This window comes from Pseudonocardia sp. MH-G8, assembly GCF_002262885.1.
In the GTDB taxonomy this organism is placed as follows: Bacteria; Actinomycetota; Actinomycetes; order Mycobacteriales; family Pseudonocardiaceae; genus Pseudonocardia.
In genome coordinates this window covers 24,478-46,487 of record NZ_NKYF01000019.1, presented here as the reverse complement: position 1 = coordinate 46,487, position 22,010 = coordinate 24,478, and the positions used below count along the sequence as shown (strand labels likewise).

Here is a 22,010-nt window from a genome sequence, read left to right as displayed (position 1 = left end):
GGAGGTTCACGAGCGCGCCTTCGCCAGGCTCGCGTGCGCGTCCTGCAGCGAACGGACGCCGATGCGGCCCGCCTTCATCGCCTCGATGCCCTGCACCGCGGCGCCCGCGCCCTGCACGGTCGTGATGCACGGCACCCCGCGGGCCACCGCGGCCGAGCGGATCTCGTAGCCGTCCACCCGGGGGCCGGAGTTGCCGTACGGCGTGTTGATGATCAATCCGACGTCGCCGGCCAGGATCCGGTCGACGATCGTCTCGCCCTCGGCGCTCTCGCTGTGCTTGCGCACCACCGTGGCGGCGACGCCGTGGCGGCGCAGGACGTCCGCGGTGCCGGCCGTCGCGAGCACCTCGAACCCGAGGTCGGCCAGGCGCAGCACCGGGAACACCATGGCGCGCTTGTCGCGGTCGGCCATCGACACGAACACCCGCCCCGACGTCGGCAGGGACCCGTAGGCGCCGGCCTGCGACTTGGCGAACGCGGCGCCGAACGAGGCGTCGAAGCCCATGACCTCGCCGGTCGACTTCATCTCCGGTCCGAGCAGCGGGTCGACCCCGTGCCCCTCGACAGTGCGGAACCGGTGGAACGGCAGCACCGCCTCCTTGACGGCCACGGGCGCGTCGGGCGGCAGCTCGCCGCCGTCGCCATCGGCCGGGAGCAGGCCCTCGGCGCGCAGTTCCGCGATGGTCGCACCGAGCATGATCCGCGCCGCCGCCTTGGCCAGCGGCACCGCCGTGGCCTTGGAGACGAAGGGCACCGTGCGCGACGCCCGGGGGTTGGCCTCCAGCACGTAGAGCGTCTCGCCGTGCAGCGCGTACTGGACGTTGAGCAGCCCCCGCACGCCCACGCCGTGCGCGATCGCCTCGGTGGAGCGGCGGACCTGCTCCAGCACCGTGTGCCCGAGCGTGATCGGGGGCAGGGTGCAGGACGAGTCGCCGGAATGCACCCCGGCCTCCTCGATGTGCTCCATGACGCCGCCGAGGAAGACCTCGGTGCCGTCGCACAGCGCGTCGACGTCGATCTCGATCGCGTCGTCGAGGAACCGGTCGACCAGCACCGGGCGGTCCTCGCTGATCGTCGTGGCCCGCGAGATGTAGCCGGCCAGGGTCTCGTCGTCGTAGACGATCTCCATGCCGCGCCCGCCGAGCACGTAGGAGGGCCGCACGAGCACCGGGTAGCCGATCCGGTCGGCGATCGCGCGCGCCGAGTCGAACGAGGTGGCCATGCCGAACGCCGGCGCCGGGAGGCCCGCCTTGCGCAGCACCTCGCCGAACGCGCCGCGGTCCTCGGCCAGGTCGATGGCCGCCGCCGAGGTGCCGACCACCGGTACGCCCGCCGCGGTGAGCCGCTGCGCGAGCCCGAGCGGGGTCTGCCCGCCCAGCTGCACGATGACGCCCGCGACCGTGCCGGACTGCTGCTCGGCGTGCACGACCTCGAGGACGTCCTCGAACGTGAGCGGCTCGAAGTAGAGGCGGTCGGCGGTGTCGTAGTCGGTGGAGACGGTCTCGGGGTTGCAGTTGACCATCACGGTCTCGAACCCGGCCTCGCGCAGCGCCATCACCGCGTGCACGCACGAGTAGTCGAACTCGATGCCCTGCCCGATGCGGTTGGGTCCGGAGCCGAGGATGAGCACCTTCGGCTTCTCGGTCTGCGCGGCGATCTCCGACTCCGCGCTCGGGTCGGTCTCGTAGGCGCTGTAGTGGTAGGGCGTCTTCGCCGCGAACTCCGCGGCGCAGGTGTCCACGGTCTTGTAGACCGGGCGGATGCCCAGGCGGTGGCGCAGGGAGCGCACGCCGTCCTCGCCGGCGAACTCCGGACGCAGCACCGCGACCTGGCGGTCCGAGAGCCCGGCCCGCTTCGCCCGCCGCAGCAGCGCCGCGTCGAGCACCGCCGCGTCCTCGATCTCCTGCCGCAGCTCGGTGAGCGCCGCGATCTGGTCCACGAACCACGGGTCGATGCCGGACGCCGCGGCCACGTCGGCCACGTCGCGGCCCTGGCGCAGCGCCTGCTCCACGGCGTAGATCCGCCCGTCGCGGCTGGCCGCCACGTCCGGCTCGTCGTCCGGGTCGGGCGCGGTCCAGAACCCGATGCGGGTGGTCTCCATCGAGCGCATGGCCTTGCCCAGCGCCTCCGGGAAGGACCGGCCCAGCGCCATCGCCTCGCCGACGCTCTTCATCGTGGTGGTGAGCTCGGGGTCGGCGCCGGGGAACTTCTCGAACGCGAACCGCGGGATCTTCACCACGACGTAGTCGAGCGTGGGCTCGAACGCGGCCGGGGTCTCGCCGGTGATGTCGTTGCGGATCTCGTCGAGCGTGTAGCCGATCGCCAGCCGCGCGGCGATCTTCGCGATCGGGAACCCGGTGGCCTTGGACGCCAGCGCCGACGAGCGCGACACGCGCGGGTTCATCTCGATGACGACCAGGCGCCCGGTGTCGGGGTGCACGGCGAACTGGATGTTGCAGCCGCCGGTGTCGACGCCGACCGCGCGCAGCACGGCGATGCCGACGTCGCGCATGGTCTGGTACTCGCGGTCGGTGAGCGTCATCGCCGGGGCCACGGTGATCGAGTCACCGGTGTGGACGCCCATCGGGTCGAGGTTCTCGATCGAGCAGACGACGACCACGTTGTCGTGGTGATCGCGCATCAGCTCGAGCTCGTACTCCTTCCACCCGAGCACCGACTCCTCGATGAGCACCTCTGTGACCGGGGAGGCGTCCAGGCCGGTGCCGGCGAGCCGCTCGAGGTCCTCGGGCGTGTGCGCCATGCCCGAGCCGAGCCCGCCCATCGTGAACGAGGGCCGGATGACGACCGGCAGGCCCAGCTCGTCGGCCGCGGCCCGGACCTCGTCCATCGAGTGGCAGACGGCGCTGCGGGGCACGTCGCCGCCGATCGACTGCACGATCTCCTTGAACTTCAGCCGGTCCTCGCCGCGCTGGATCGCGTCGACGTCGGCACCGATCAGCTCGACGCCGTAGCGCTCCAGCACCCCGTTGTCGTGCAGCGCGATCGCGGCGTTCAGCGCGGTCTGCCCGCCCAGCGTGGCCAGGATGGCGTCGGGCCGCTCAGCCGCGATCACCTGCTCCAGGAACTCCGGGGTGACCGGCTCGACGTAGGTGGCGTCGGCGAACTCGGGGTCGGTCATGATCGTGGCCGGGTTCGAGTTCACCAGCGAGACGCGCAGGCCCTCGGCCTGCAGCACGCGGCAGGCCTGCGTGCCGGAGTAGTCGAACTCGGCGGCCTGGCCGATGACGATCGGCCCGGAGCCGATCACCATGACGTGGCGGATGTCGTCGCGCCTGGGCATCAGCTCTTGCTCCCGTCCATGAGCTCGACGAACCGGTCGAAGAGGTCGGCGGCGTCGTGCGGTCCGGCCGCGGCCTCCGGGTGGTACTGCACGCTGAACGCCGGGACCTCCAGCGCGCGCAAGCCCTCCACGCAGCCGTCGTTGGGGCAGGTGTGGCTGACCTCGGCGGCGCCGAACGGGGTGTCGAACCGCTCCCCCGCCTCGCCCTCGACCGCGAACCCGTGGTTCTGCGAGGTGATGGCGACGCGACCGGTGGCGTGCTCGATCACCGGGATGTTGATGCCGCGGTGGCCGTAGCGCATCTTGTACGTGCCGCGCCCGAGCGCGCGGGCGAGGATCTGGTTGCCGAAGCAGATGCCGAACGTCGGGATCCGCCGCTCCAGCACCTCGCGGGTCAGCGCGACGGGCACGTCCGCCGTTGCCGGGTCGCCCGGCCCGTTGGCCAGGAAGAACCCGTCCGGGGCCAGCTCCTCGATCGCGGCGATCGACGTGTCGGCCGGCAGCACGTGCACCTCGATGCCGCGGGCGGCCATCATGCGCGGGGTGTTGAACTTGATCCCGACGTCGAGCGCGGCCACGCGGAAGCGCCGTTCCCCGTCGGCCTGCACGACGTAGGGCTCGCGCGTGGTGACGGCGCCGTAGAGGTCCGCGCCCTCCATCGGCGGGCTCGCCAGCACGCGGTCCACGAGTTCGGCGTCACCGGCGACCGCATCCCCGGAGAAGACGCCGGCGCGCATCGCGCCGCGCTCGCGCAGGTGGCGCACCAGCGCGCGGGTGTCGATACCCGCGATCCCGACGACGTCCTGCTCGCGCAGCGCGTCCTCCAGCGAGCGGCGGGAGCGCCAGTTCGACGGGGTGCGGGCCGGGTCGCGCACCGCGTACCCCGCCACCTGGATGCGGTGCGACTCGTCGTCCTCGTCGTTCCACCCCGTGTTGCCGATCTGCGGCGCCGTCTGCACCACGATCTGCCGGTGGTAGGACGGGTCGGTCAGCGTCTCCTGGTAACCGGTCATCCCGGTGGTGAACACGGCCTCACCGAGGCCCGTGCCGCGGGCGCCATACGCCTCACCGCGGAAGATCCGCCCATCCTCCAGGACCAGAACTGCCGTCACGCCTGCACCTCCCCGTTCCTCATCGTCATCCGCCCGCGCAGCACGGTGGCCGTCACCGTCGCGGGCAGTCGCATCCCCTCGAAGGGGGTGTTGGACGCCCGGCTCGCGAGCGCCGCGCCGCGCACCGTCCAGGCGCCGTCCGGGTCGACCAGCGCGAACGTCGCAGGCTCGCCGACCGCGATCGGCCGGCCCTGGTCGGACAGGCCGGCGATCTGCGCCGGGCGCTGCGAGAGCACCCGCGCCACGCCGCGCCAGTCCAGCAGGCCCGGCTCGACCATGGTGTGCACCACCACCGACAGCGCCGTCTCCAACCCCAGCATCCCGGAGCGTGCGGCGGCCCACTCGGTGTCCTTGTACTGCGCGGCGTGCGGGGCGTGGTCGGTGCCGACCACGTCGATCACACCCTCGGCCAGCGCCGCGCGCATCGCCTTGGTGTCCTCGCCCGTGCGCAGCGGCGGGTTGACCTTGTTCACCGGGTCGTAGCCGGAGAGCGCGGCGTCGGTGAGCAGCAGGTGGTGCGGGGTGACCTCGGCCGAGACACGCACGCCCTGCGCCTTCGCCGCGCGCAGCACCGCGAGCGTGCGCGCCGACGACACGTGGCACACGTGCAGCTTCGCCCCGGCCTCGCGGGCCAGCGCGCAGTCGCGGGCCACGATCGTCTCCTCGGCGGTGGCAGGCCAGCCGGCCAGGCCGAGCCGGGAGGCCACCACGCCCTCGTGCGCCTGCGCGCCGACGGTGAGCCGGTGGTCCTCGGCGTGCTGGGCGATCACGACGTCCAGGGCCGAGGCGTACTCCAGCGCCCGGCGCATGATCACCGGGTCGTGCACGCAGCGGCCGTCGTCGGAGAACATGCGCACGCGCGCCCGCGACTTCGCCATCGTGCCCAGCTCGGCCATCTTGACGCCCTCGAGCCCGACGGTGACCGCACCGACCGGGTGCACGTCGACGAGCCCGACGTCCTCGCCCCGGCGGTGCACGTGCTCCACGACGACCGCCGTGTCGGCCACCGGGTCGGTGTTCGGCATCGCGAACACGGCCGTGTAGCCGCCACGGACGGCAGCCCGCGAGCCGGTCTCGACGGTCTCGGACTCCTCGCCGCCCGGCTCGCGCAGGTGGGTGTGCAGGTCGACGAAGCCGGGCAGCAGCACGGCGCCGTCCGCATCGAGTACCTCGACGCCGTCGGGGGCCCGCAGGTCGCCCCCCATCTCGGTCACCACACCGTCGCGCACCAGCAGGTCGACGGGGTCCTCGCCGTAGGGCCGGGCCCGGGTGATCAGCAGGTCGGTCATTCGGGGGCTCCTGCGAGGAGGTGGTAGAGGACGGCCATGCGCACGTGCACCCCGTTCGAGACCTGCGCGAGGATCGCCGCCGACGGGCTGTCCGCCACGCTCGGAGCGATCTCCATGCCGCGCACCATCGGTCCCGGGTGCAGCACCACGGCGTGCTCGGGCAGCAACCGCGCCCGCTCCTCGGACAGGCCGTAGCCGATCGAGTACTCCCGCGCCGAGGGGAAGAACGCGCCGTGCATCCGCTCGGCCTGCACGCGCAGCATCATCACCGCGTCCAGCCCGGGCAGCTCGGCGTCCAGGTCGGGGCTCACGCGGCACGGCCACTGGGCCACGCCCACCGGCAGCAGGGTCGGCGGCCCGACGAGCACCACCTCGGCGCCCAGCGTGGCGAGCAGGAACACGTTGGAGCGCGCCACACGGCTGTGCAGCACGTCGCCGACGATCCCGATCCGGCGACCGGCGATCGATCCGAACCGGTCGCGCAGGGTGGCCGCGTCCAGCAACGCCTGGGTGGGGTGCTCGTGGGTGCCGTCGCCGGCGTTGACGATCGAGGTGTGGGCGCCGGTGGCCTCGTGGTCGCGCGTTTCGTGGTCGCGGTCGATCCAGCCCGCGAGGCGGTGCGCGGCGCCCGACGCCGGGTGGCGCACGACCACGCAGTCGGCGCCCATGGCCGAGAGCGTCAGCGACGTGTCGCGCAGCGACTCCCCCTTGGCCACCGACGAGCCCGAGGAGCTGACGTTGATGGTGTCGGCGCTCATCCACTTGCCGGCGATCTCGAACGACACCCGGGTGCGCGTGGAGTTCTCGTAGAACATCGTGATGATGGTGCGACCGCGCAGCGTGGGCAGCTTGCGCACCTCGCGGCCCAGCAGCGCCTGCTTGAGCCGGTCGGCCGTGTCGAGCAGACCGGTCGCGGCGGCGGCGTCGAGGTCGGTGACCGAGAGCAGGTGCTTCACTGCGTCACCTCGTCCTGCGTCCCGCGCCGCAGCCGGACCGCGTCCACGCCGTCGGTCTCCGACAGCAGGACGAGGACCTGCTCGTCGCGTGCGGTCGGCACGTTCTTCCCGACGTAGTCCGCGCGGATGGGCAGCTCGCGGTGCCCGCGGTCGACGAGCACGGCCAGCTGCACCGCACGCGGGCGTCCGTGGTCCGACAGCGCGTCGAGCGCGGAGCGCACGGTGCGTCCGGACATCAGCACGTCGTCGACGAGCACGACGAGCGCGTCGTCCAGGCCACCCTCGGGCACCGCGGTGTCCTCCAGAGCGCGCGCGGGGCGGCGACGCAGGTCGTCGCGGTAGAGCGTGGGGTCGACGGAGCCGACCGGGGGCGCGCTGCCCTCGAACTCGGCGATCGCGGCAGCGAGCCGCCGCGCCAGCACGGCGCCGCGCGTCGGGATGCCGATCAGCACGACGTTCTCCAGGCCGGCGGTGCCCGCCGTCTTCTCGATGATCTGGTGCGCGATGCGCGCGATGGTGCGGGTGACGTCGGCAGCGCCGAGCAGCTCCCGGGCGGGAGGGCTCGCGCCGGCCGGGTCCCCGCGGCGGTTCTCCGCCACGAAGTCTCTCCTTCCCCGCCTCACCGGACGGGCTTAAAGGAACCGGTCGACCGGACGCTACCAGCGGGCGTCGCACGGCCCCCTGTTTCCGCGCCGCGGCATCGCCAGCGTCACACGCCGTACCCTTCCCGGACACCCACACCTACCCCACCCGTCACCGCCTGCAAGCACGGCTGAGAACATCTGGGCCGACAAGCACGCGCCGCACGCGACGTAACGCCTGGCGGGGGACGCTCGATCAGCCGTTCGAGTGGTCTCTACGTTCCGTGGTACCGGGAGGGGGACGACAACTTGACCGATCGTCGGCGCGAGCGCATGATTACTCTCCGTATCGAAGCATTGCTCCGAGGGTGGCCGCGGTAGCGGGGGGCACCACCTCAAGAGCAAGGGCTGGCGCCGACCCGGCGCACGCCCCAACCTGCACCACCGTCACAGCTCGGTCCCGCGGCCGGGCGCGCAGCAAGTGAGGAGGTCGCCAGATGGGCGACTACGCCAAGGCGCTCGGCGGCAAGCTCCGCGCCATCCGGCAGCAGCAGGGGTTGTCGCTGCACGGCGTCGAGCAGAAGTCCGGCGGCCGCTGGAAGGCGGTCGTGGTGGGCTCCTACGAGCGCGGCGACCGCGCCGTCACCGTGCAGAAGCTGGCCGAGCTGGCCGACTTCTACGGCGTCCCGGTCGCGGAGCTGCTTCCCGAGGGCCGTGTCCCGTCGGGCTCCGAGCCCGCCACCAAGATCGTGATCAACCTCGAGCGCCTGCAGCAGCTCCCGGCCGACAAGGTGGGCCCGCTCGCCCGCTACGCCGCGGCGATCCAGAGCCAGCGCGGCGACTACAACGGCAAGGTGCTCTCGATCCGCTCCGAGGACCTGCGGTCGCTGTCGATCATCTACGACATGACGCCCGGCGAGCTCACCGACCAGCTCATCGACTGGGGCGTCCTGCCGCCCGAGGCGCGTCCCACCGCCTGACGAGCCGTGAGTGGATACGGGTGCTCACGCACTCGTATCCACTCACGGGCCGGGGTCAGCGGGTTGCGCGCAGGTGCTCGGCGATGTCGGCGATCCGGCCGAGCACACCGTTGAGGAAGCGCGGGCTGTCGTCGGTGGAGAGCGTGCGAGCCAGCTCGACGGCCTCCGTGATGGCCACCGGGTCGTCGATCTCGTCGACCCACAGCAACTCGAACACCCCGATGCGCAGCAGCGTGCGGTCGACGGCGGGCATGCGCGCCACCGTCCAGCCCTCGGCGTGCTCGGAGAGCAGCTGGTCGATGCGCTCCCGGTGCGCCACGACGCCTTCCACGAGCATCCCGGCGTAGTCCGAGACCGGCGGAGCGTCCTCGGTCTCGCGCCGATGGGTGAGCACAGCGAGCGCGTCATCGCCGCGCGCCTCGGACTCGAAGAGGATGTCCAGGGCACGCTTGCGCGCCCTGGTGCGCGCCCGCGGCAGCCGGTCGGTCATCAGCTGGATACGCGGCCCAGGTAACGCCCGTCCCGGGTGTCGACCTTGACCTTCTCGCCGGTGGTGACGAACAGCGGGACCTGGATCTCGGCGCCGGTCTCCAGGGTGGCGGGCTTGGTGCCGCCGGTGGAGCGGTCGCCCTGCAGGCCCGGGTCGGTGTGGGAGATCACCAGCTCCACGGACGTGGGCAGCTCGATGTAGAGCGCGGTGCCCTCGTGGAAGGCCACCATCGCCCCCTGGTTCTCCAGCATGAAACCGGCCGCGCGACCGACCGTGGCCTCCGGCACCGGGATCTGGTCGTACGTGTCGCCGTCCATGAAGACGAAGTCGCCGCCGTCGCGGTACAGGTAGGTCATGTCCCGGCGGTCCACCGTGGCGGTGTCGACCTTCGTGCCGGCGTTGAACGTCTTGTCGACGACCTTGCCGGTGAGCACGTTCTTCAGCGTGGTGCGCACGAAGGCGCCGCCCTTACCGGGCTTCACGTGCTGGAACGCCGTGACAGCCCAGAGCTGGCCGTCGATGTTGAGCACCAAACCGTTCTTCAGGTCGTTGGTCGTCGCCACGTGCGCCTGACTCCTCGCATTGTCGTCGTCGGGCGCGGAGGGCTGCCGTCACGCGCCGGGTGTGCTGCGGTAAACCGGCGCGAGCGGCGCCGTTCGTCGTCGACCAGGATACCGGTCAGACCTCGAGCAGCTCGCGCGCGGTGTGCGTGAGCAGCTCGGGCCCGTCGTCGTGCACCACCAGCGTGTCCTCGATGCGGACACCGCCGCGGCCCGCCTCGTACACCCCGGGTTCGACGGTGACCACCATCCCGGCCGCCAGCACGTCCGTGGCGGTCTTGCCCAGCGCGGGCGCCTCGTGGATCTGCAGGCCGACCCCGTGGCCGAGACCGTGCACGAACTCCTCGCCGCGCCCGGCCCGCTCCACCACACCGCGGGCCGCCGCGTCCACCGCCCGGGTCTCGGCGCCCGGTGCCAGCGCCGCGCGCCCCGCGGCCTGGGCCTGCGCGACGAGCGCGTGCAGCTCCCGCTGCCAGCCGGCCGCCGGGCCGAGCACCACCGTGCGGGTCATGTCGGAGTGGTAGCCCTCGACGAGCGCTCCGAAATCCAGCTTCACCAGGTCACCGCGCCGCAGCTCGGTGTCGGTGGGCCGGTGGTGGGGCACCGCCGAGTGCGCCCCCGCGGCGAGGATCGTCGCGAACGCGGGCCCGTCGGCACCGTGGGCGCGCATCCGTTCCTCCAGGTCGTGCGCGACCTCCCGCTCGGTGCGCCCGGCACGCAGGCCGCCCGCGGCCAGCAGGTCCGCGAGCGCGGCGTCGCCCACCGCGCACGCCCGGCGCAGGGCCTCGACCTCGCCGGCGTCCTTCACCGCCCGCAACCGCTGCACGAGCCCGGGCGCCCGGTGCAGCGCCACCCCCTCGGCCGCGGCCGCCAGCGCGTCGTGGGCGTCGACGGTGACGGCGTCGGATTCGAAGCCCAGACGACGCACGCCCGGCGCGAACACCTGCGCGGCCAGCGCGAGTGCGCTCGCGCGGTCGATCACCGTCTCCAGGTCCGGTACCTGTGCCGCCGCCTGCGTCCGGTAGCGCCCGTCGGTGCAGAAGCGGCTCGCCGCGTCGCCGTCGGCGTGCACGAGCAGCGCCGCGTTCGACCCGGTGAACCCGGTGAGGTAGCGGATGTTGACCAGATCGCTGACGAGGAGCGCATCGACACCGGCACCGCCGTCCACGGCGGGCAGCAGCGCGCGCAGGGCCGCGCGCCTGCGGGCGGTCGGACCGGCGGAGATCATGCCCGCCACCCTACGACCGGGGGGTTGCAGGCACCGCGCGAGCGGGTAGGCGTGGACATGAGAATCGGATCGAGCATCGGCCTGATCGCGATCGGTCTGATCCTGGCCCTCGCGGTGCGGGTCGACCTCGCCGGGATCGACCTGGAGCTCGTGGGCTGGATCCTCACCGTCGTCGGCGTCATCGGGCTGGTCGCGAGCCTCGTCCTGGCCCGGCAGGCCCGCCCGGTGGTGCGCCGGGAGGCCGAGTACCCGCCGCCGCGCCCGCCGGACCCGCGCTACTGAGACGCGCTACTGGGACGCGCTACTGGGACGCGCTCTCGGCCTGGCCTGCGATCCACCGCAGCGCGAGCACGTAGCCCTCGACGCCGAGCCCGACGATCACCCCGGTGGCCACGCCCGAGATGTAGGAGTGGTGGCGGAACTCCTCGCGCCGGTGGACGTTCGTGATGTGCACCTCCACCAGCGGAGCGGTGAGCTGCGCGCAGGCGTCGCGCACCGCAACCGACGTGTGCGTCCACGCCGCGGCGTTGAGCACCACCGGGGCCTGCGCGTCGGCCGCCTCGTGCAGCCAGCCGAGCAGCTCGCCCTCGTGGTTGGTCTGGCGCACCTCCACGTCGCAGCCCAGCTCCGCGCCGGTGCGCTCGCAGAGCGCGACGAGGTCGGCGTAGGTGGTGCGGCCGTACACCGCGGGCTCCCGGGTGCCGAGCCGTCCCAGGTTCGGCCCGTTCAGCACCAACACGCGGTTCACGCGCTCACCGCCCCGTACGCCCGCTCCAGCAGCTCCAGCTCCGGTCCCTCCAGGCGGCCCGGCTTCGCGAGGCCGTCGAGCACCACGAACCGCAGCGTGCCCGCGCGTGCCTTCTTGTCCCCGCGCATCGTCTCCACCAGCTCGGGCAGCACACCCGCGGCATAGCTGACGGGGAGCCCCACCGACTCCAGCACGGCGCGGTGCCGGTCGGCCGTCGCGTCGTCGAGCCGCCCGGCGGCCCGCGCCAGCTCGGCCGCGAACACCAACCCGACGCTCACGGCCGCGCCGTGGCGCCACCGGTACTCCTCGCGGCGCTCGATGGCGTGCCCGAGGGTGTGGCCGTAGTTGAGGATCTCCCGCAGGTGCGACTCCCGCAGGTCGGCGGCCACGACGTCGGCCTTGACCTGGATGGAGCGCCGCACGAGGTCGGGCAGCACCGGGCCGGCCGGGTCGAGCGCGGCCGCGGGGCCGGCCTCGATCCGTTCCAGGATCACCGGGTCGGCGATGAATCCGGTCTTGATGATCTCCGCGCTGCCGGCGACCAGCTCGGGCGCGGGCAGCGTGTCGAGCACGGCGAGGTCGACCAGCACCGCCGAGGGCTCGTGGAACGCCCCGACCAGGTTCTTGCCGGCGGGCGTGTTGATCCCGGTCTTCCCGCCGACCGCGGCGTCGACCATCGCGAGCAGCGTGGTGGGCACGTGCACCACCCGCACCCCGCGCATCCAGGTGGCCGCCACGAACCCGGCCAGGTCGGTGGCCGCGCCACCGCCGAGCGAGATCACGACGTCGCCGCGGGTGAGGCCGGCGCGCCCGCACACCTCCCAGCAGAACCCGGCGACGGCCAGCGCCTTGCCGTCCTCGGCGTCGGGCACCTCCACGCGGTGCGCGTCGACACCCGAGGCCTCCAGCTCGCCCCGGACCTGCTCGGCCACCTCGGCCAGCGCGGGCTGGTGCACGATCAGCGCGGCAGCCGCACCGAGCCCGGCGACCGTGGCCGGCAGCTGCGCGCGCACACCCCGCCCGACGAGCACCGGGTAGGGCCGCTCACCGGCCACGTCGATCCGCACTGTCTCGCTCACGGCGATCACCCTACTGTCGACCGGTCCGCCACCCCGGCCCCACTCGCACCTGCCTGTTCCCCCTCGCACCTTGGAGCCTTACCGCCGTTCTGACGCCCGAATATCAGCAGTACGGCTCCAAGGTGGCTGTCAGGAGTCGTCAGGGGCGGAGGCTCGGGTCGGGGAGCGTCGCGCTCTCGTGCGGCGTGGGCCGGTCCAGCGGGTCGTCCGGATCCACCGGGTCCTCGGGGGCCGAGGCCGGCAGCTCCCCCAGCGCTTCCAGCACCGCGCGGGCCACCTGGTTGGCGCTGCGCCGGTTCGTGTCGACCGCCACCGTGGCGACCTCGGCGTAGAGCGGGGCACGCGCGTCGAGCAATGCCTTGAACGTGGCCCGCGGGTTGACGCCGGCCAGCAGCGGGCGCGCGGTGGACATCCCGGTGCGGCGCAGCCCGTCGGCCAGCCCGACCGTCAGGTGCACGACGCGGTGCGCCCGCAGGAGCTCGCGGGTCTCCGCCGCCAGCACCGCCCCGCCGCCGAGTGCGAGGACCCCGCGGGTGGCGCCCAGCGCCTCCGCCACGACCTCGCGCTCCAGTGCCCGGAACGCATCTTCGCCGTCGGCGAGGAAGATGTCGGCGATCGCCGTGCCCGTCCGCTGTTCGATCAGCGCGTCGGCGTCGGTGAACCCGACGCCGAGCCGACGGGCCAGCACCCGCCCGACGGTGGTCTTCCCGGCCCCCGGCGGACCGACGATGACCAGGGTGGGACGCCTCTCGACCTGCACGGCTCCAGGCTAGTGCGTCCCGTCCGAGGCTCGTCGGGGGTATCGGTGGACGTTCGCCGGACGAGGCAGCGACCGGTCCGCACCCAGCCCACGCACCCCGTCTCCCCCCACGCGACCCGTCGCGGGGTGCGGGGCGCGAGTCCGGAGGCGTGACCGGGCACGGGCTGATCGATCTGATCAGTCGCGGCGACGTCAGGTACTTCTCGAAGCGATCACCATCAGGCATCCGGGGCCCCGATTCGGCAACACGCTCCCCCTGCATCTGGTGTCCCGATCCCGCCGACCACGAGGGTGGACACGCCTCCGACCTGCCCGATGGTCACCGGTCAGGGGGCGCGACGGCCGTGATCAGCGAAAGTGGTGTGAGGGCGACAGATTTGTCGTCCTCACACCACTCCCGGCGATCATGACGGCGAGCCCGTGTGCGAGAAGTACGGGAGCGCGGTCACGAGGGCCCTGGTGCGCGGCTCACACAGCAGGTCACCACACTGGTGGTCGCTCCAGCGCGCGGGAGGCCCGCGCGGACCAGGCGGGTGTCGCAGCCGCGAACAACGGATCTACTAGGCTGACTGGACGGCGGCAACGCCGAACGGTGACCAACGACGACACGTGACGTCGCACGAACGGAGCAGCCGGTGAGCCACGGCGAGGACGGACGAGGCGGCAGCGCCGCGCACCAGGGCCACCACCGCGCTGCTGCGTGCCCCGGGCCCACCACGCCCGCTGCGAGGCGCCGGCGATGACGCGGCCCGACGACGCACACCGCCAGCCCGACGGCCCGACACCGGCCCGCGAGCAGCTCCCGCTCCCCCGCCGGCGCAGCCAGGCCCACCTCGACCCGCATCTGCGCGCCCCCGGCGGCCCTGGCGCAGGCACCCCGTTCACCGCGTTCGCCTGTGACGCTCCCACCGGCGAGATTCCGGTGGTCCGCCCGGTCCGGGACGACACCGCCCCGAGCGGCCCGGCCGGCGCAGCCGCCGACCGCGCAGCCGCCTTCCGCGCCGGCGCCCGCCGCGGTGGCGGCGCACCCCACTCGCGCGGTCCGCGCCGTCCGGAGCGCTGACCCGGCCGCAGCCAGGTCGTCGCCGCACCAGCGCGCGGTTGGGATCGATCACCCACTCATGATCGATCCCAGACGCGCACCAGAGACCGTCGCGCCACCCCGGTGTGCGTCCCGCATCGATCACCGATCAGCCGCGCACCAGAGCGCTCACCACGCCGGCCGGGTACGGCCCCTCGTCGATGGCCGACCCGTGATCCGTCCGAGATGTACACCAGCGCCTGCCCCGGGCGCGAGAGCAGTGTGGGACCTGCCCGCCCGCCGGGCGGGGTCAGCGCGTGGCGTCGAGGTAGCTGCGCAGGTTGCGGCGGGTCTCGGCCAGCGAGTCGCCGCCGAACTTCTCCAACGCGGCGTCGGCCAGCACGAGCGCGACCATCGCCTCGGCCACCACACCTGCCGCGGGAACGGCGCACACGTCCGAGCGCTGGTGGATCGCCTGGGCCGGCTCGCCGGTGGCCACATCGACGGTCTGCAGCGCGCGCGGGACCGTGGAGATCGGCTTCATCGCCACGCGGACGCGCACCGGCTCCCCGTTGGTCATCCCGCCCTCGATGCCCCCCGCGCGGTTGGACAACCGCTGCACGGGGCTGCCCGGCACCATCTCGTCGTGGGCGGCGCTGCCCCTGCGGCGGGCCGTGCGGAAGCCGTCGCCGATCTCGACGCCCTTCATCGCCTGGATGCCCATCAACGCTCCCGCGAGGCGGGCGTCGAGGCGGCGGTCGCTCTGCACGTACGAGCCGATCCCGACCGGGAGTCCGTAGGCGATCACCTCGACCACGCCGCCGAGGGTGTCGCCGTCCTTCTGCGCGGCGTCGACCTCCTCGACCATCTCGGCGGTGGCGGTGTCGGTGAACGCGCGGACCGGGCTGGCGTCCACGCGCTCGAGGTCGCCCGGGCCCGGCTGCTCCCCCTCCGGCGCCTCGACGGCCCCCAGCGCCACGACGTGCGACACGATCGCGACGTCGAACGCCTGCGCGAGGAACGCCTTCGCCACCGTGCCCAGCACCACCCGGGACGCCGTCTCACGGGCGCTCGCGCGCTCCAGCACCGGCCGCGCGTCGTCGAAACCGAACTTCGTCATGCCGGCGAGGTCGGCGTGGCCGGGGCGCGGGCGCGTGAGAGGGGCGTTGCGGGCGCGTTCGGCGATCAGCGCGGGGTCGACGGGGTCGGCGGCCATCACCGTCTCCCACTTCGGCCACTCGGTGTTGCCGATCCGCACGGCCACCGGCCCGCCCTGCGTGACACCGTGACGGACACCGCCGATGACCTCGAGCTCGTCGGCCTCGAACTTCATCCGGGCACCCCGGCCGTGCCCGAGCCGGCGGCGCGCCAGCTCCGCGGCGAGCTCCTTGGTGGTGATCTCGACCCCGGCGACCATGCCCTCCAGCACGGCCATCAGGGCAGGACCGTGGGACTCCCCGGCGGTGATCCAACGCAGCACGGGGAGATTCTCTCACCCCCCGCCCGAGCCACCGGCCGCCCCCACACCGGCCAGGCAGGTGACGACCAGCCAGGTGGCGGCGAGCATCGACGGCCCGTGCGCCACGGCTGCCCCGGAGCGCGGGCGCGGGAGCCTGCGGGCAGGCGCGCCGGCACCGGCGGGACCCGCGGCGCCGAGCAGTCCGGCGACCGCGGTGAGGACGGCGGCCAGCACCGCGGCCACCGCGAGCGCGGGCCACGCCACCGCGGTCAGGACGGCGCCGAGCGACGCCGCGAGCTTCACATCGCCCGCGCCCACCGCCCGCCGGTCGAGCAGGTGCACCGCGGCGTGCACGGCCACGGCCACCGCCGCGCCGGCCGCCCCGCGCACGACGGCCGCGGGCCCCACCGGCAGCAGGAGCAGCAGCGCCACCGGCAGCGCGGGCACCGTGAGGGCGTCGGGCAACCGCCGGTGCAGGACGTCGACGGCGCCGGCCGCGACGGCCAGCCACCCGAGCCCCAGCAGGACCGGTAGCCAGGTGAGTGGCAGCAGCCCTGCGGCCCGAGCCAGCCCGGTGCCCGCCCAGAGCACCGCCACCGCGACCTCGCAGCACGGCACCGGCACCCGCGCGCCACGGCGCAGCCGACCCAGCAGGAGCCGCGCCCCGGCCCCCGCCACCGCTCCCGCCACCGCCAGCACGACCGCCAGCACGGCCATCACCCCCCGCAATCCGGTGCCCGCCCTCGATCCTCGACGTCACAGGACACCGCGCACAGAGCCGACGACGGGCTGTGGACGGCGGGAGGGCGAGGTGGACAACCAGCGCTGGGCACCGGGTGCGCATGCCGTGCGCTCCCGTGGCAGAGGCAGGATCGTGGCGTGCAGAGGCAACGGACGGACCGGGTGGCGCGCGCGGTCATCAGCGCGGACGTGGACCACGGCCGAGCCGAGCTCGTCGGGGATCCCGACCGGCCGCAGGGGTGGACGCTGCTGCTCGACGGCACGGCGCAGTCGCACGTCGACCTGGACGACCCGCTGCACCTCGAGTTCGAGTACGTCCGCCGCCTGGGCCACGTGGTCGATCTCGTGGCGCCGCCGACCTCCCCGTTACGGGTGCTGCACCTCGGGGGCGGGGCGTGGACTCTCGCCCGCTACGTGGCGGCGACGCGTCCCGGTTCGCCGCAGCGGGTGGTCGAACTGGACGCGGGCCTCGTCGACCTGGTCGGCTCCCGGCTGCCCGCCGACGGCACGGGGATCGAGGTCACGGTCGGGGACGCGCGGGCCGCCCTCGCCCGGCTGCCGCCCGCATCGGTGGACCTGCTGGTGCTGGACGTGTTCGCCGGTGCCCGCACCCCGGCGCACCTCACGTCGGTGGAGTTCGTCCGCGCCGCGGCGGCCGTGCTCGCCCCGGGCGGGGTGTACGCGGCGAACGTCGCCGACGGAGGGCGGCTCGGGTTCGCCCGCAGCCAGGTGGCGGCGGCCGCAGCGGTGTTCCCCGAGATCGCCGTGATGGCCGTTCCCTCGCTGCTGCACGGGCGGCGGTTCGGCAACCTCGTCCTGCTGGCGTCCGCGACGCCGCTCCCGGTGGACGGGCTGGTCCGACGTGCGGCGGGCGACCCGTTCCCCGCCCGGGTGCTCCCCGGGCCGGACGCCCGCGGGCTCGCGGACGGCGTGCCCGTGCCCGGCGACCGCAGCACCTCCCCCTCGCCGATGCCACCGCCGGGGTTCTTCGGCCGTCCCGAGGACTGAGGTCGACATCCCGCGGCGGGCCTCGTGGGGCCCGGCGCTGTCAGAAGGCGCCGTTGGCGCGCGCCTCGCGGACGTTGGTGTCGTGCTCCTCGTAGGTCTCGGCGAAGCAGGAGGTGCCGTCGGACCGGCAGCGCACGAAGTACATCCACGGCCCGGCCTCGGGCTCCAGCGCCGCGGCGATGGCCTCCTGGCCCGCCGCCGCGATGGGCGTGGGCGGCAGCCCGGTGACCACGTAGCTGTTGTACGGGCCGGGCCGCGTGCGGTCCTCCGCCGTGGTGCGCAGTGCCTGCAGGTCGAGCGGGTAGTTCACCATCGAGTCCAGCTCGAGGCGGCGCCCGGCCCCGAGCCGGTTGTAGATCACCCGGGCGACCTGGGGCATGTCCGGGGTGATCGCTTCCTTCTCCACGAGAGAGGCGATGGTCAGCACGTCGTAGGGGGAGGAACCGATGCTCTGCGCGCCCGAGACGAGGCCGGTGGCCTCCAGTCGCGCGGCCGAGGCGGCCAGCAGGTCGCTCAGGACGTCGACCGCCGTGGAGCCGGGGTGGACGTCGTAGCGCCCGGGCAGCAGCAGGCCCTCCAGGCGACGTCGCGGCTCCGCCTCGGCCACGTCCTCCAGCGCCCACGCCGGGACCCCGAGTGCCGCCGGGTCGGTCTCGCTCATGGTGGTGCGCAGCTCCTCGACCGACACGCACTGCTCCTCGCCGTCCCGCCGGACGCAGGTGGCCTGCGAGATCAGGCTGAGCACGCCGGGGGCGACGCTGCCGTCGGGGGCGCTCGTGTCGTCGAGCTGAACACCGCCGCGGATCTCCAGCTGCCCGACGCGCGAGGCCGGGTCCAGCATCAGCGCCACGGCCGAGGCGCCGGACATCTCCCGCCGCAGCTGGTAGTAGCCGGGCTGCACGGCGCGCATCCGCTCGTCGTCCGCCGCGGCGTTGGTGAATGCCTTCGCACTCTTCACGACCCCGCTGTCGACGAGCTCGTTGCCGATGCGGGTGGTCGAGTCGCCGTCCTCGACCTGGACGACGACGTCACCGACGCCGGTGCCCTCGAAGTCGGGCGCCGCGAACCAGGTGAAGAACGTGTAGGCGCCCCCAGCGGCGATCCCGCCGAGCAGCAGGAGCGCGAGCAGGACGACGGTCGTGCGCCTGCGCTTGCGCCGAGGAGCCCCGTTCTCGGTATGCCGCGAGCTCCGTGGGGAGGCGGGCGCCGGCTCGGGCGCCGACGAGCCGGGTGCCTCCTGCTCCCGAGCCGGCACGGGCTCGCGCCGATCCGACGCAGGCCCGGCGTCCTGCCGGTGCACCGGCGGTGCGGGCTCACGACGGTCGAACGGCGGACCGATCTCGCGTCGCGGAGGTGGCGGGAGCTCCCGGCGACCCGCCACGGGCACCGGCACGGTGGGACTGCCCGACTCCGGCGCCTGCCGGCGGTGCGGTGGGGCCTGCGGTGGCCCGGGACGAGCACCATGACGGCCGCCCTCGCCCCGCTGACGGGGCGGCGGTCGCTGATCCCATCCGTCCGGACTCACGAGACCGGAGAGTAACCAGCCCCGCGGCGGCAGCTGCACTCGCGGGTCAACCGCGGTGCGCGTCCAGCCAGCCCTGCAGGATCGCGACGGCCGCGGCCTGGTCGACCACGGCCCGCTGCTTGCGGCCCTTCACGCCCCGTGCACGCAGCTGCTGGGTGGCGACCACGGTGGTGAGCCGCTCGTCGGACAGCTCGAGCGGCACGTCGACCACGCCGGCGAGCGCGTCGGCGAACACCCGCGCGGCCTCCGCGGCCGCGCCCTCGCGGCCCGCGAGCGTACGCGGCAGCCCGACGACCACGCCCACGACCTCGTGCTCGACGACCAGGCTTGCGATGGCCCGCAGGTCGGACTCGCCCTCGACGTCACGGGGCACCGTGACCAGCGGCGTGGCGAGCACGCCGTCGGGGTCGCAGATCGCGACCCCGACCCGGACGGCGCCGACGTCGATGCCCAGGCGGCGCCCGCGCGTCACGCGCGCAATGCAGCGCGCAGCGCCGCGACCGCTTCCGGGACGCCGGCGGGGTTGGTGCCGCCGCCCTGCGCGAGGTCCGGCTTGCCGCCGCCGCGACCGCCCACGGCGGAGGCGAACGCCGGGATCAGCTTCCCCGCGGCGAGCCCCCGGTCGCGGGCCGCCGCCGTGGTGGCGACGACGAACGCCACCTTCTCGCCGTCCGAGGAGAACAGCGCGACGACACCGGGCCGCGACCCGAGCCGGCCGCGCACGTCGGAGGCGAGGGCCCGCAGGTCGTTGCCGCCGACCCCGTCCGGGGCGGCGACCGCGACCAGCGCGACCCCGTCGACGTCCTCGGCGCCCTCGGCGAGTGCGCCGGCCGACGACAGCACCGCGTCGGCGCGGACCTTCTCCAGGTCCCGCTCGGCGGTGCGCAGCCGCTCGACGAGCCCGTTGATGCGCTCGGGCAGCTCGTCGGGGCGGGCCTTGAGCTGGTCGGCGAGCGTGGAGACCAGCAGGTGCTCCTTGGAGAGGTGCCGGAACGCGTCCAACCCGACCAGGGCGTCCACGCGCCGCACCCCGGAGCCGATCGAGGCCTCCGAGAGGACCTTGATCATGCCGATCTCGCCGGTGCGCCCGACGTGGGTGCCTCCGCACAGCTCCCGCGAGTAGTCGCCCATGTCGACCACGCGGACGCGGTCGCCGTGCTTCTCGCCGAACAGCATCATGGCGCCGAGCCTGCGGGCCTCGTCCATCGACGTCTCGTAGGCCTCGACCTCGCGGTTCTCCTGCAGGACGGTGTTGACCTCGTCCTCGATCTCGGAGAGCGCCGCAGGGGCGACGGCACCCGTGGGCGAGGTGAAGTCGAACCGCAGCCTTCCCGGCGCGTTGAGCGAACCGGCCTGGGCGGCGGCGTTGCCCAGCGCGCCCCGGACACCGGCGTGCACGAGGTGGGTGGCCGTGTGGGCCCGCGACACCGAGGATCGGCGGGACCGGTCGACCTCCGCCACGACCGACGCGTCCAGCGACACCTCGCCGGCGACGACCGTGCCGCGGTGCACCCGCAGCCCGGCCACCGGGGACTGCACGTCCTCGACGCGCACGGTGAACGACGCGCCGCGCAGCTCGCCGGTGTCGGCCTGCTGGCCGCCGGCCTCCGCGTAGAACGGGGTGCGGTCGAGGACCACCTCGACCTGCCCACCCTCCCGCGCGGCCGGGACCGGCTGACCGTCGACCAGCAGCCCGATGACGGTGGCCTCGGCGGCGAGCTCGGTGTAGCCGAGGAAGTCGGTGCTGCCGTGCTGGTCGAGCACCGTGCGGTAGACCGACCCGTCGCCGTGGCCCACCTTGTGCTTGGCCGCGTCGGCCTTCGCCCGGGAACGCTGCTCCTGCATCAGGGCGCGGAACCGGTCCTGGTCGACCTCCAGGCCGGCCTCCGAGGCCATCTCCAGGGTCAGGTCGATCGGGAACCCGTAGGTGTCGTGCAGCTGGAAGGCCCGGTCGCCGGGAAGCACCAGGTTGCCGGCCTGCTTGGTCTCCGCCACCGCGGTGTCGAAGATCCGCGAGCCCGCGGTCAGCGTGGCGAGGAAGGCCTCCTCCTCCGCACGCATCACCGCCGAGATGCGCTCGAAGTCGGTCTGGACCTCCGGGTAGGCGGGCGCCATGGTGTCGCGCACGACCTCGGCGAACGCGCCGAGCACGGGCTCGTGCACGCCGAGCAGCCGCGCCGAGCGGACGATCCGGCGCAGCAGCCTGCGCAGGACGTAGCCGCGGCCCTCGTTGGACGGGGTGACGCCGTCGGCGATGATCATCAGGCCGGACCGGGCGTGGTCGGCGATCACCCGGAACCGGACGTCGTCGGCGTGGTCGCTGCCGTAGCGGCGCCCGGAGAACTCCTCGGCGCGCGCGATCACCGGCCGCACGAGGTCGGTCTCGTAGACGTTCTCGACGCCCTGCAGCAGGTAGGCCACCCGCTCGATGCCCATGCCGGTGTCGATGTTCTTCCTCGGCAGCGTGCCGACCGGCCGGTGTCCCTTCTTGGGCGACAGCTCGCCGCGCTCGTCCTGCATGAAGACGAGGTTCCAGATCTCGATGTACCGGTCCTCGTCGACGGCGGGCCCGCCGTCCCGGCCGTGCTCGGGCCCGCGGTCGTAGAAGATCTCCGAGCACGGCCCGCCGGGACCGGGCACGCCCATGTCCCAGTAGTTGTCCTCGCCGCCGCGGCGCTGGATGCGCTCCGCGGGCAGGCCGCTGATCCGCCGCCACAGCTCGAACGCCTCGTCGTCGTCCTGGTAGACGGTGGGCCAGATGCGGTCGGGGTCGAAGCCGAAGCCGCCCTCGTCCTGGCTACCGGTGACCAGGTTCCAGGCGAGCTGGATCGCGCCTTCCTTGAAGTAGTCGCCGAAGGAGAAGTTCCCGGCCATCTGGAAGAACGTGTTGTGCCGGGTGGTCCGCCCGACCTCGTCGATGTCGCCCGTGCGCACGCACTTCTGGATCGACGTGGCCCGCGGGTACGGCGGCGGCACCTGCCCCAGGAAGTACGGCTTGAACTGCACCATCCCCGCGTTGACGAACAGCAGGTTGGGATCGTCGAGGATCAGCGACGCGCTGGGCACGCGCGTGTGCCCGGCATTCGTGAAGTGCTCGGTGAAACGACGGATGATCTCGTGGGTCTGCACGGTGTGGCTTCCAAGGGTCGAGCGGGAGGCGGGCGCGGCGTGGG

20 protein-coding genes are annotated in these 22,010 nt (G+C 73.8%); 4 read left to right on the top strand and 16 right to left on the bottom strand.

All coding sequences use genetic code 11. From position 1 onward, the window contains the following. Positions 1–6 precede the first annotated feature (6 nt). The 5 genes from carB to pyrR are packed head-to-tail and all read right to left on the bottom strand — an operon-like array spanning position 7 to position 7,256. The gene (gene carB / locus CFP66_RS31525; RefSeq protein WP_094928868.1) at positions 7–3,300 is read right to left on the bottom strand and encodes a carbamoyl-phosphate synthase large subunit; all 3,294 of its coding nucleotides are present in this window, start codon (positions 3,298–3,300) and stop codon (positions 7–9) included. Then, positions 3,300–4,412, bottom strand: a complete 1,113-nt coding sequence (carA, locus tag CFP66_RS31520; RefSeq protein WP_094928867.1) for a glutamine-hydrolyzing carbamoyl-phosphate synthase small subunit — start codon at positions 4,410–4,412, stop codon at positions 3,300–3,302. Before carA ends, carB begins: the two co-directional genes overlap by 1 nt. After that, positions 4,409–5,701, bottom strand: coding sequence for a dihydroorotase (locus tag CFP66_RS31515; RefSeq protein ID WP_094928866.1), 1,293 nt, complete (start codon positions 5,699–5,701; stop codon positions 4,409–4,411). Before CFP66_RS31515 ends, carA begins: the two co-directional genes overlap by 4 nt. After that, a complete protein-coding gene (locus CFP66_RS31510) occupies positions 5,698–6,657 on the bottom strand; it encodes an aspartate carbamoyltransferase catalytic subunit (RefSeq protein WP_094928865.1) in 960 nt (319 codons plus the stop codon). Before CFP66_RS31510 ends, CFP66_RS31515 begins: the two co-directional genes overlap by 4 nt. Further along, positions 6,654–7,256 carry a bifunctional pyr operon transcriptional regulator/uracil phosphoribosyltransferase PyrR gene (gene pyrR / locus CFP66_RS31505; protein WP_094928864.1) on the bottom strand — a complete coding sequence of 201 codons (603 nt, stop codon included), beginning with the start codon at positions 7,254–7,256 and terminating at the stop codon, positions 6,654–6,656. The genes CFP66_RS31510 and pyrR overlap by 4 nt, the downstream gene beginning before the upstream one ends. Positions 7,257–7,735: 479 nt before the next feature. Between pyrR and CFP66_RS31500 the strand changes: the two genes are divergently transcribed. Then, positions 7,736–8,218: a transcriptional regulator gene (locus CFP66_RS31500; protein ID WP_094928863.1), complete on the top strand. Its 483-nt coding sequence runs from the start codon at positions 7,736–7,738 to the stop codon at positions 8,216–8,218. Positions 8,219–8,273: 55 nt separating this feature from the next. Here the strand turns inward: CFP66_RS31500 and nusB are convergent, their stop codons facing one another. The 3 genes from nusB to CFP66_RS31485 form a co-directional block, all read right to left on the bottom strand. After that, the gene (gene nusB / locus CFP66_RS31495; protein ID WP_094928862.1) at positions 8,274–8,708 is read right to left on the bottom strand and encodes a transcription antitermination factor NusB; all 435 of its coding nucleotides are present in this window, start codon (positions 8,706–8,708) and stop codon (positions 8,274–8,276) included. Then, the gene (gene efp, locus CFP66_RS31490; protein ID WP_094928861.1) at positions 8,708–9,271 is read right to left on the bottom strand and encodes an elongation factor P; all 564 of its coding nucleotides are present in this window, start codon (positions 9,269–9,271) and stop codon (positions 8,708–8,710) included. The genes nusB and efp overlap by 1 nt, the downstream gene beginning before the upstream one ends. 115 nt (positions 9,272–9,386) lie before the next feature. After that, positions 9,387–10,496 (bottom strand): Xaa-Pro peptidase family protein, encoded by a 1,110-nt coding sequence (locus CFP66_RS31485; protein WP_094928860.1) that lies wholly within the window; start codon positions 10,494–10,496, stop codon positions 9,387–9,389. 57 nt (positions 10,497–10,553) lie between these two features. Between CFP66_RS31485 and CFP66_RS31480 the strand changes: the two genes are divergently transcribed. Further along, positions 10,554–10,778, top strand: coding sequence for a DUF6458 family protein (locus CFP66_RS31480; RefSeq protein ID WP_094928859.1), 225 nt, complete (start codon positions 10,554–10,556; stop codon positions 10,776–10,778). 19 nt (positions 10,779–10,797) lie between these two features. Here CFP66_RS31480 and aroQ read toward each other — a convergent pair whose 3' ends face one another. From aroQ to CFP66_RS31465, 3 genes are all read right to left on the bottom strand, one after another. Then, a complete protein-coding gene (gene aroQ / locus CFP66_RS31475; RefSeq protein WP_094928858.1) occupies positions 10,798–11,244 on the bottom strand; it encodes a type II 3-dehydroquinate dehydratase in 447 nt (148 codons plus the stop codon). Continuing rightward, positions 11,241–12,323, bottom strand: a complete 1,083-nt coding sequence (gene aroB, locus CFP66_RS31470; RefSeq protein ID WP_094928983.1) for a 3-dehydroquinate synthase — start codon at positions 12,321–12,323, stop codon at positions 11,241–11,243. The genes aroQ and aroB overlap by 4 nt, the downstream gene beginning before the upstream one ends. 139 nt (positions 12,324–12,462) lie before the next feature. Continuing rightward, positions 12,463–13,083 carry a shikimate kinase gene (locus tag CFP66_RS31465; RefSeq protein WP_094928857.1) on the bottom strand — a complete coding sequence of 207 codons (621 nt, stop codon included), beginning with the start codon at positions 13,081–13,083 and terminating at the stop codon, positions 12,463–12,465. 739 nt (positions 13,084–13,822) lie between these two features. Here CFP66_RS31465 and CFP66_RS31460 point away from each other — a divergent pair. Continuing rightward, complete coding sequence (locus CFP66_RS31460) at positions 13,823–14,146, top strand: hypothetical protein (protein WP_094928856.1); 324 nt, start codon at positions 13,823–13,825, stop codon at positions 14,144–14,146. Between the two features lie 268 nt (positions 14,147–14,414). Here the strand turns inward: CFP66_RS31460 and aroC are convergent, their stop codons facing one another. Then, complete coding sequence (gene aroC, locus CFP66_RS31455; protein ID WP_094928855.1) at positions 14,415–15,584, bottom strand: chorismate synthase; 1,170 nt, start codon at positions 15,582–15,584, stop codon at positions 14,415–14,417. A 12-nt stretch (positions 15,585–15,596) separates the two neighbouring features. Continuing rightward, the gene (locus tag CFP66_RS31450; protein ID WP_094928854.1) at positions 15,597–16,280 is read right to left on the bottom strand and encodes a prepilin peptidase; all 684 of its coding nucleotides are present in this window, start codon (positions 16,278–16,280) and stop codon (positions 15,597–15,599) included. 162 nt (positions 16,281–16,442) lie between these two features. On the opposite strand from CFP66_RS31450, the gene CFP66_RS31445 reads away from it, so the two are divergent. Further along, a complete protein-coding gene (locus CFP66_RS31445; RefSeq protein ID WP_233159877.1) occupies positions 16,443–17,312 on the top strand; it encodes a spermidine synthase in 870 nt (289 codons plus the stop codon). Between the two features lie 40 nt (positions 17,313–17,352). Here CFP66_RS31445 and mltG read toward each other — a convergent pair whose 3' ends face one another. From mltG to alaS, 3 genes are all read right to left on the bottom strand, one after another. Next, complete coding sequence (gene mltG, locus CFP66_RS31440; protein WP_233159876.1) at positions 17,353–18,705, bottom strand: endolytic transglycosylase MltG; 1,353 nt, start codon at positions 18,703–18,705, stop codon at positions 17,353–17,355. 178 nt (positions 18,706–18,883) lie between these two features. Continuing rightward, entirely contained in the window at positions 18,884–19,309 is a 426-nt protein-coding gene (ruvX, locus tag CFP66_RS31435) for a Holliday junction resolvase RuvX (protein WP_369805218.1), read from the bottom strand. Next, entirely contained in the window at positions 19,306–21,966 is a 2,661-nt protein-coding gene (alaS, locus tag CFP66_RS31430; RefSeq protein ID WP_094928853.1) for an alanine--tRNA ligase, read from the bottom strand. The genes ruvX and alaS overlap by 4 nt, the downstream gene beginning before the upstream one ends. Positions 21,967–22,010 lie beyond the last annotated feature (44 nt).

Bases quoted from the DNA above. Each gene is read 5' to 3' on its own strand.
- carB (WP_094928868.1), bottom strand. From the start codon at position 3,300: ATGCCCAGGCGCGACGACATCCGCCACGTCATGGTGATCGGCTCCGGG.
- CFP66_RS31500 (WP_094928863.1), top strand. From the start codon at position 7,736: ATGGGCGACTACGCCAAGGCGCTCGGCGGCAAGCTCCGCGCCATCCGG.
- CFP66_RS31460 (WP_094928856.1), top strand. From the start codon at position 13,823: ATGACGCGGCCCGACGACGCACACCGCCAGCCCGACGGCCCGACACCG.
- CFP66_RS31515 (WP_094928866.1), bottom strand. From the start codon at position 5,701: ATGACCGACCTGCTGATCACCCGGGCCCGGCCCTACGGCGAGGACCCC.
- CFP66_RS31450 (WP_094928854.1), bottom strand. From the start codon at position 16,280: ATGGCCGTGCTGGCGGTCGTGCTGGCGGTGGCGGGAGCGGTGGCGGGG.
- nusB (WP_094928862.1), bottom strand. From the start codon at position 8,708: ATGACCGACCGGCTGCCGCGGGCGCGCACCAGGGCGCGCAAGCGTGCC.
- CFP66_RS31485 (WP_094928860.1), bottom strand. From the start codon at position 10,496: ATGATCTCCGCCGGTCCGACCGCCCGCAGGCGCGCGGCCCTGCGCGCG.
- CFP66_RS31480 (WP_094928859.1), top strand. From the start codon at position 10,554: ATGAGAATCGGATCGAGCATCGGCCTGATCGCGATCGGTCTGATCCTG.